The organism is Paracoccus bogoriensis (assembly GCF_019431455.1).
Classification (GTDB): Bacteria; Pseudomonadota; Alphaproteobacteria; order Rhodobacterales; family Rhodobacteraceae; genus Paracoccus; species Paracoccus bogoriensis.
In genome coordinates this window covers 25,635-33,099 of the sequence record NZ_JAHYSR010000032.1, presented here as the reverse complement: position 1 = coordinate 33,099, position 7,465 = coordinate 25,635, and the positions used below count along the sequence as shown (strand labels likewise).

The window sequence follows — 7,465 nt, the reverse complement described above, 5'->3', positions numbered from 1 at the left end:
CCGCCGCGCGCGCAGGCATTGGCAAATGGATTGCCTTTTACAACACCCAGCGCCCCCATTCGGCGCTTGGCGGGAGGACACCGGTCGAGGCCCATCAGGGCCAAGACCTGAAGGCGGCGGCATGATCAACTGGCAAGCTTAGCAACGTCGCAAATCTGTCCGGGAAATGGGGACCGCCTCAACGGTTGGCCAGGTCGAGTGGGAACCCTGAAATGGGTCGACTGGTATAACAACACCCGCCTTCACAGCGCCATCGGCTACATCACGCCACAAGAAGCAGAGGAGGCATTCTACGCAACCTTGAACGCTGACGAAAAAGCAGCGTAATCATTGAAACATAAACTCTCCGGTAAACCAGGGGCGGTTCAAGCCGGCAGCAGGCCGAACTTCATGTCCGGTCCTCTCCGTGGGTCGAGCTTTGGCATCATATGGACGAGTGATCTGGGGTTACAGCCGCTTGCCAGATCTTTCCGGTCATGGCCTTGACGGTCTTGCAGGCTCGACAGACGGCCCAGCGGCGGGACTGCTTGCTACGCAGAATGACTTTCCAAGACCGTGTTAAGCCCTCCATTGGGCGGGATGAGCGGGCGTTGTCCTGCCGATGCCGCGTGACCTCGCCGGAATGGTTTCTGATTTCGACGGCAACCCCGTCCATCGGCCGCGCCTCGGTCGCGCCGGGAATTGCCGCTGAAACATGCTGACCCGACCAAGTGGCAGAAAATCGGCACATCGCCGCGTTACGGCTGTATCCGCCGCGTGGTGTCAGGATCGAACAGCGAGATGCGGGCGTGATCGACCGCCAGCCCGATCGGAGACAGGTCATTTTCATCCATCCGGCCGGGCAACCTGGCGGTCATCGGATGACCGCCCAAATCGAACATGACATAACATTCCGAGCCGGTATTCTCGATCATCGTGGGCGTAACCGTCAGGTCGGGCTGCCCGCCAATCGACAGATGCTCGGGTCGGATGCCGAAGATGACGCTGCCCGTCCGGTCGCCAAAGCCCGCCGGCATCGGGATCGCGTGTTCTGCGATGCGGATCGTCCCGCCCTGGATCACGGCAGGGCAGAGGTTCATCGGCGGACTGCCCATGAAGTCGGCGACAAAAGTGTTGGCGGGCGTGTCGTAGATCTGCTGCGGCGTGCCGATCTGCTGCACGTGACCGCCCCTGAGCACGACGATGCGACTGGCCAACGTCATGGCCTCGACCTGATCATGAGTCACATAGACGATGGATGCGCCCGTGCTGCGGTGCAGGCGCTTGATCTCGGCCCGCATCTCGACACGCAGCTTGGCGTCGAGGTTCGACAAGGGTTCGTCGAACAGAAACAGCCTGGGATCGCGGACAAGAGCCCGGCCCATGGCGACGCGCTGGCGCTGACCGCCCGAAAGCTGTGCGGGGCGCCGGTCCAGCAGATGGTCGATCTGCAACATCCGCGCGACCTCGGCCACACGGGCCTGTGCCTCCGCCTTGGGGACACGGCGGATCTTCATGCCGAAGCCGATATTCTCGCCCACCGTCATCGTGGGGTAGAGCGCGTAGGATTGAAAGACCATCGCGATGTCGCGGTCCGCAGGCGGCTCTTGCGTCACCTCGCGCCCGGCGATCCGCAGCGACCCGGACGTGACCTCTTCGAGCCCGGCAATGCAGTTGAGCAGGGTTGACTTGCCGCATCCCGAGGGGCCGACCAGAACCAGGAACTCGCCCTGGTCCATCGAGATGTCGATATCGTGCAGCACCGGGACAGCGCCATAGGTCTTGTTCAGCTTGACGATCTCAAGCGCGGGCGCGGCCGGTCTGGGATGATCTAGGGCCATGGGGTTCTTCCTGTTTCAGGGGCAGGGCCGGTGGAATCGCGCACGATCAGTTCGGCGCGGTTCAGCACTTGCAAGGATTTGGGATCGGCCCCGCCGATCAGATCGACAAGGGCATTGGCCAGCGGCACGCAGGCATGGTGCAGCGGTGCATAGGTGACGGTCAGGGACGGCGTGAAGCTGCTGGCGCGCAACATGGGCAGGCCATCATCATGGGCCATGACCGACACGTCGCGTGGCACACTGAGTCCCAGATCGACGGTGGCATGCATCACCCCCTCGGCCAGCAGCAGCGAGGCGCAGATAAAAGCCGTGGGCGGTGCGCCGCGTTGTCCTGCCAGAAGCGACAGGGCTTGCCGATAGCCTGCGGCCGCCGTCGGCGGATCATGGGTCAGCGCGCCTTCCAGAACCGGCAAACCTGCTTCGGCCATCGCTGCGCGATAGCCCTGTGCGCGGCGGGCGGCATAGGAATACTGAGCCGGACCGTTCAGATAGGCGATGCGCCGATGCCCCAAGGCGGTCAGCAGCTGCACCGATTCCGCGGCCACGGCATGATTGTCGATGGTAAAGAACGGGTAATCCGCATCCACCCGGTCGCGGCCATGCACGACCAGCGGAATGCCGCGCTCGCTCAGATAGCTGATCCGCGGATCATTCGTGACCGGCGCGTTCAGGATGAAGCCATCCAGAAGATCCCGCCCCAGCATCCGGCGATAAGGCTCGACCGGGTCGCGGCCCTGATCGACCGCCAGGACCAGATCCGTGTCGCGCGCGGCCAGCGCCGCCGACATGCCGACCAGGATCTCCATGAAGGTCTGGTCGGCGCGGTAGTCCGCGCTGGTCTTGACGATCATGCCGACCATCCCCGATCGCCCCGTCGCCAGGCGCTGTGCGCTGCGATTGGCCTGATAGCCCAGCCTCTTTGCTGCTGCCCGCACCCGCTCTCGCGTTTGCGGCGATACTTCGGGAAAGTCGTTCAGCGCCCGGCTGACGGTGGTCACGGACAGGCCCAAGGCGCTCCCGATATCCTTCAGTGTTGTCATCCGCGCTCCGACCGTGACGCCCCGCAAATGTCGCAAGGTCATTTTCATAATGCACAGCCAAACCTCTTTTTCCAGAGGGTTTCACGCATTCAAAGCGCTTTGAAGAAATTTGAATGGCTGTTATGGTCGCACCGAATCGCAAGGCGGGAGAAGTCGGTGCAGGGACGCGAGTGGTGGCGGGATGCCGTGATCTATCAGGTCTATCCGCGGTCTTTTCAGGACTCGGATGGTGACGGCATCGGCGACCTGAAAGGGATCATCCGGCGGCTGCCGCATATCGCGGCGCTTGGTGCGGATGGTATCTGGCTGTCGCCCGTCTTTCTGTCGCCGCAAAAGGACATGGGCTATGACGTGTCCGATTATTGCGACATCGACCCGCTCTTCGGCACCCTGGCCGATTTCGATGCGCTGATCGCGCGCGCGCATGAACTGGGTTTGAAGGTCATCATCGATCAGGTTCTCAGCCACAGTTCGGACCAGCACCCCTGGTTCCGGGAAAGCCGCTCAAGCCGCGACAACCCCAAGGCCGACTGGTATGTCTGGGCCGACCCGCTTCCCGACGGGTCGCCACCGAACAACTGGCACAGCCATTTCGGCGGCCCGGCCTGGGAATTCGACGCCACACGGGGACAGTATTATCTGCACAACTTCCTGGCCGCGCAGCCCGACCTTAACTTTCACAACCCCGATGTGCAGGACGCGATCCTGCAAACCTGCGATTTCTGGCTGCGGCGCGGAGTGGACGGATTCCGGCTGGATACGGTCAACTACTACGTTCACGATGCGCGGCTGCGCTCGAATCCTCCGGCGCAGGTCCGGCCGCAGGTGATGGCGACCGATCTCTACGGGATGCAGCAGAACATCCACAACAAGAACCAGCCCGAGAATCTGGCCTTTCTGCGCCGCCTGCGCCAGTTGACCGACCGCTATGGCGAAATCATGATGGTGGGCGAAGTCGGCGAGATGGGCGACCGCTCGATCGAGTTGATGGCCGAATACACGGCTGGGCGCGACCATCTGCACATGGCCTATTCCTTTGCGATGCTGTCGCCGGACTTCACCGCCGCGCATTTCCGCCGCTGCATCGAAGGGTTCCAGACCGGCGCGCCGGATGGGCATCCCTATTGGTCCTTTTCCAACCATGACGTGCCGCGCCACCCGTCGCGTTGGGCGGACCACGCGGTGGATCACGATGCCATGGCGCGGCTGAGTTGCGCGATGCTGATGGCCTTCGAGGGCACGATCGGCATCTATCAGGGCGAGGAACTGGGCCTGCCCGAGACCGACCTGGAATATCACGAACTGACCGATCCGCCTGCGCTGCGCTTCTGGCCTGCGGTCAAGGGCCGGGACGGCTGCCGCACGCCGATGGTCTGGGAGGCAGAGGCGCCACATGGCGGTTTCTCGTCGGTGACGCCGTGGCTACCGGTCAAGGCGCCGCAGCAGGCCCGCGCGGTTGACCGACAGGAAAGCGACCCCGAGAGCGTCCTGAATTTCTATCGTCGCAGCATCGCGTTCCGCAAGGCCAGTCCGGCGCTGTCCGGCGGCAGGACGACCTTTCTCGATCTGCCCGAGCCCGTTCTGGGCTTCCGGCGTTCGGCTACGGAACAGACGCTGACCTGTCTGTTCAACCTGTCGCCGCGCCCGGTGGATTTCCGCCTGTCCGGTCCTGCGGATCTGATGGGGCTATCTGCGGCGCGGCTGGCCGAGGGATTGCTGAGCCTGCCGGGTAACGGCTTTGCATTCCTGCACCATGACGGCGCGCTGGCGCTGCACCAATCGACATCAGAGGCCGCGCTTTGAGCGGCTTGCTATGGGAGGAGACGACATGACACGCATTATCGGCCTTACCGGCCTGCTTCTTTGCACGGCGACGCCCGTCCTCGCGCTGGAGGATGGCCGGATCGTGATCTGGACGGGGGCGAACCGCGACCGCCAGGCGCTTGAGGCCGCCGTCCAGCCCTTTGTCGAGGATTACGGCATCCCCGTCTCGGTCGAGGTGGTGGACCCGGACCTGGCGCAGAAGTTCCAGCAGGCCGCCTCGACGGGCGATGGGCCCGATATCGTCATGTGGGCGCATGACCGCTTTGGGGAATGGGCGTCGGGCGGTCTGATCGCGCCGGTTCAGCCCTCGGCGGACTGGGCCGAGGGTATCCTGGGCTCGGCCATGGAGGCGATGCGGTTCGACAATGCGATCTGGGGCTATCCGGTCAGCGTCGAGGCGGTGCACCTGATCTACAACACCGACCTGATCGAGACCCCGCCCGCATCGTTTGAAGAGCTGATCGCGATGGAGCATGACGGTCCCAAGATCCTGTGGGACTACACCAATGCCTATTTCTCGATGCCGCTGCTGATGGCCAATGGCGGCTATGCCTTCCGCAAGGTGGATGGTTCCTATGACGGGACCGACACAGGTGTGAACAATGCCGGCGCGATCGAAGGCGCAAGGATGCTGCGCCGTCTGATCGAAGAGGGCGTGATGCCGACCGGCGTCGATTACGGTATCATGGACGGGGCCATGAACCGGGGCGATGTTGCCATGGTCTTGAACGGACCCTGGGCATGGTCCAGCCTGGTCGAGTCGGGGATCAACTTTGCGGTGGCTCCGATCCCGAAGGTCGGCGACGCCGAAAGCACGCCCTTTGTCGGCGTGCAGGCCATGGCGCTGAATGCGGCTTCGCCCAATCGCGATCTGGCGGTCGAACTGCTGGAAAACTACCTGCTGACCGACGAGGGCCTGGCGATCTGGAACGCCAACGGCGCGCTTGGAGCGCTGGCCGACGAATCCGCCGCCGCCGCGCAGGATGACCCCAATATCGCCGCCATGCTGGAGATCGCGGCGACCGGCGTGCCGATGCCCTCGAATGCCGAGATGGGCGCCTATTGGGCCGCGATGCAACCGGCGCTGACGAACATCGTCACCGGTGCGCAGGATCCCGAGGCGGCGCTGAACGATGCCGCAGCCCGGATCCTCGGCGAAGGCTGATCCGCACGGACCGGCGCCGGTGGCACACCCTGTCCCCGCACATCCGGGGGCAGGCTGGCAGCATCATTCTTCGGAGCATCGGACATGACGACAGGGGCCGGACGGTCACGAAGCAGGGCATGGCCGCGCCTGTTGGCGGTGGCTATCGTCGCGCTGATCCTGCTATGGGGCGCCTTCGCGCTCTATGCCGCGGGGCAGCCGCTTCTGGGCGCGATCATCCTGGGGCTGACGACGGCCTTCGTGGTGATCTTCGGGTCGGATCGCTTCTATGGCAGTCGGTTCATCTTTCCCGGGATCGCGGCGGTTCTGGTCTTCATCGCCTTTCCGGTGATCTACACGATCTATATCGGCTTCACGAATTACAGCTCGTCCAATCTGCTGACCTATCACCGCGCCGTCGAGGTTCTGACCGCGCGCGGCACGGTGGACCAGACGACCGAACAGCCCTTTGCCGTCGCGCGGGACGGCGACGAATACCGCATCTGGCTGCCCGAAAGCGGTCTTCTGTCCGAGCCGGTGCCTCTGACCGATGAAAGGACCGCCGCCCTGTTTCCGGTCGACGCGCCCGGGACGCTTCTGGACCGGCGCCAGACGGTTGCTCTGCGCGAGGGTCTTGCGCGGTTGACGCTAGAGACGCCGGAGGGGCAGTTGATCCGCAATGCCAGCCTGCGCAGCTTTGCGCTGGTGGTCCCGGATTACGTCCAGACCGGTCCCGACCAGTTGACGCGCAGCGACGGGACGGTGCTGACCGCCGATCACAGCACCGGCTTTTTCCGCACCCAGGACGGTGTCGCGGTGCCGCCGGGCTGGCGCGTCAATGTGGGGCTGGCCAATTTCGAGAGGATTTTCACATCCCAAGGCATCCGCGGCCCTACGGTCGAGATCTTTGTCTGGACCTTCGTCTTCGCGGGCCTGTCGGTGCTGCTGTGCTTCTCGGTCGGGCTGCTTCTGGCGGTGATCCTGCAATGGCAGCATCTGCGCTTCAGGTCGGCTTATCGCGTTCTGCTGATCCTGCCCTATGCGGTGCCATCCTTCATCTCGATCCTGGTGTTCCGGGGCCTGTTCAACCAGAATTTCGGCGAGATCAACCTGATCCTCGACGCGCTGTTCGGTCTGCGTCCCAACTGGTTCACCGACCCGACCCTGGCGCGCACCATGGTGGTGATCGTGAACACCTGGCTGGGCTATCCCTACATGATGCTGCTGGCGATGGGGTTCCTGCAATCGGTCCCCGAGGATCACAAGAAGGCCGCCGTGCTCGAGGGCGCGTCCTCGATCCGCGTCTTCTTCACCATCACTTTGCCCCAGATCATCCCGCCCTTCCTGCCTTTGCTGATCGCGGCCTTTGCCTTCAACTTCAACAATCTGGTGCTGATCTTCCTGCTGACACGCGGCCTGCCCGACATTCCCGGCACGGTGATCCCGGCGGGCAAGACCGACATCCTGGCCTCGTTCACCTATCGGTTGGCCTTCGACAATGCGGGCCAGCAATTCGGACTGGCCGGGGCGATCACGCTGCTGATCTTCGTGGTGGTCGCGGCCATCAGCTATGCCAATTTCGTCGCCATGCGCCGCGCCGCCGCGCGCCGTGCCGGCCGGACCCTGTGAGGAAACGC

Annotated in this window: 7 protein-coding genes; 5 read left to right on the top strand and 2 right to left on the bottom strand. The window is 63.8% G+C overall.

What is annotated here, in order from left to right; all coding sequences use genetic code 11:
• Both KY389_RS13775 and KY389_RS13770 read left to right on the top strand, forming a co-directional pair.
• Positions 1-125: integrase core domain-containing protein (locus KY389_RS13775; RefSeq protein WP_219831565.1), on the top strand; the 125-nt coding region annotated here is incomplete at its 5' end.
• A 73-nt stretch (positions 126-198) separates the two neighbouring features.
• The gene (locus KY389_RS13770; RefSeq protein WP_219829779.1) at positions 199-327 is read left to right on the top strand and encodes an integrase core domain-containing protein; all 129 of its coding nucleotides are present in this window, start codon (positions 199-201) and stop codon (positions 325-327) included.
• 410 nt (positions 328-737) lie between these two features.
• Here the strand turns inward: KY389_RS13770 and KY389_RS13765 are convergent, their stop codons facing one another.
• Together KY389_RS13765 and KY389_RS13760 are read right to left on the bottom strand one after the other, a co-directional pair.
• On the bottom strand, positions 738-1,820 hold the full coding sequence (locus KY389_RS13765; protein ID WP_219831561.1) for an ABC transporter ATP-binding protein: 1,083 nt from the start codon (positions 1,818-1,820) through the stop codon (positions 738-740).
• On the bottom strand, positions 1,811-2,860 hold the full coding sequence (locus tag KY389_RS13760; RefSeq protein ID WP_219831560.1) for a substrate-binding domain-containing protein: 1,050 nt from the start codon (positions 2,858-2,860) through the stop codon (positions 1,811-1,813). The genes KY389_RS13765 and KY389_RS13760 overlap by 10 nt, the downstream gene beginning before the upstream one ends.
• Positions 2,861-3,016: 156 nt before the next feature.
• Here KY389_RS13760 and KY389_RS13755 point away from each other — a divergent pair, with 156 nt between their 5' ends.
• The 3 genes from KY389_RS13755 (at position 3,017) to malF (ending at position 7,457) form a co-directional block, all read left to right on the top strand.
• On the top strand, positions 3,017-4,663 hold the full coding sequence (locus tag KY389_RS13755) for an alpha-glucosidase (RefSeq protein ID WP_343222968.1): 1,647 nt from the start codon (positions 3,017-3,019) through the stop codon (positions 4,661-4,663).
• A 25-nt stretch (positions 4,664-4,688) separates the two neighbouring features.
• Positions 4,689-5,849 carry a maltose/maltodextrin ABC transporter substrate-binding protein MalE gene (gene malE / locus KY389_RS13750; RefSeq protein ID WP_219831558.1) on the top strand — a complete coding sequence of 387 codons (1,161 nt, stop codon included), beginning with the start codon at positions 4,689-4,691 and terminating at the stop codon, positions 5,847-5,849.
• A gap of 132 nt (positions 5,850-5,981) precedes the next feature.
• On the top strand, positions 5,982-7,457 hold the full coding sequence (gene malF, locus KY389_RS13745; protein WP_246588136.1) for a maltose ABC transporter permease MalF: 1,476 nt from the start codon (positions 5,982-5,984) through the stop codon (positions 7,455-7,457).
• The last annotated feature ends 8 nt before the right edge of the window (positions 7,458-7,465 follow it).

Coding starts and splice junctions, on each gene's coding strand:
- KY389_RS13765 (WP_219831561.1), bottom strand. CDS start 1,820: ATGGCCCTAGATCATCCCAGACCGGCCGCGCCCGCGCTTGAGATCGTC.
- KY389_RS13760 (WP_219831560.1), bottom strand. CDS start 2,860: ATGACAACACTGAAGGATATCGGGAGCGCCTTGGGCCTGTCCGTGACC.
- malE (WP_219831558.1), top strand. CDS start 4,689: ATGACACGCATTATCGGCCTTACCGGCCTGCTTCTTTGCACGGCGACG.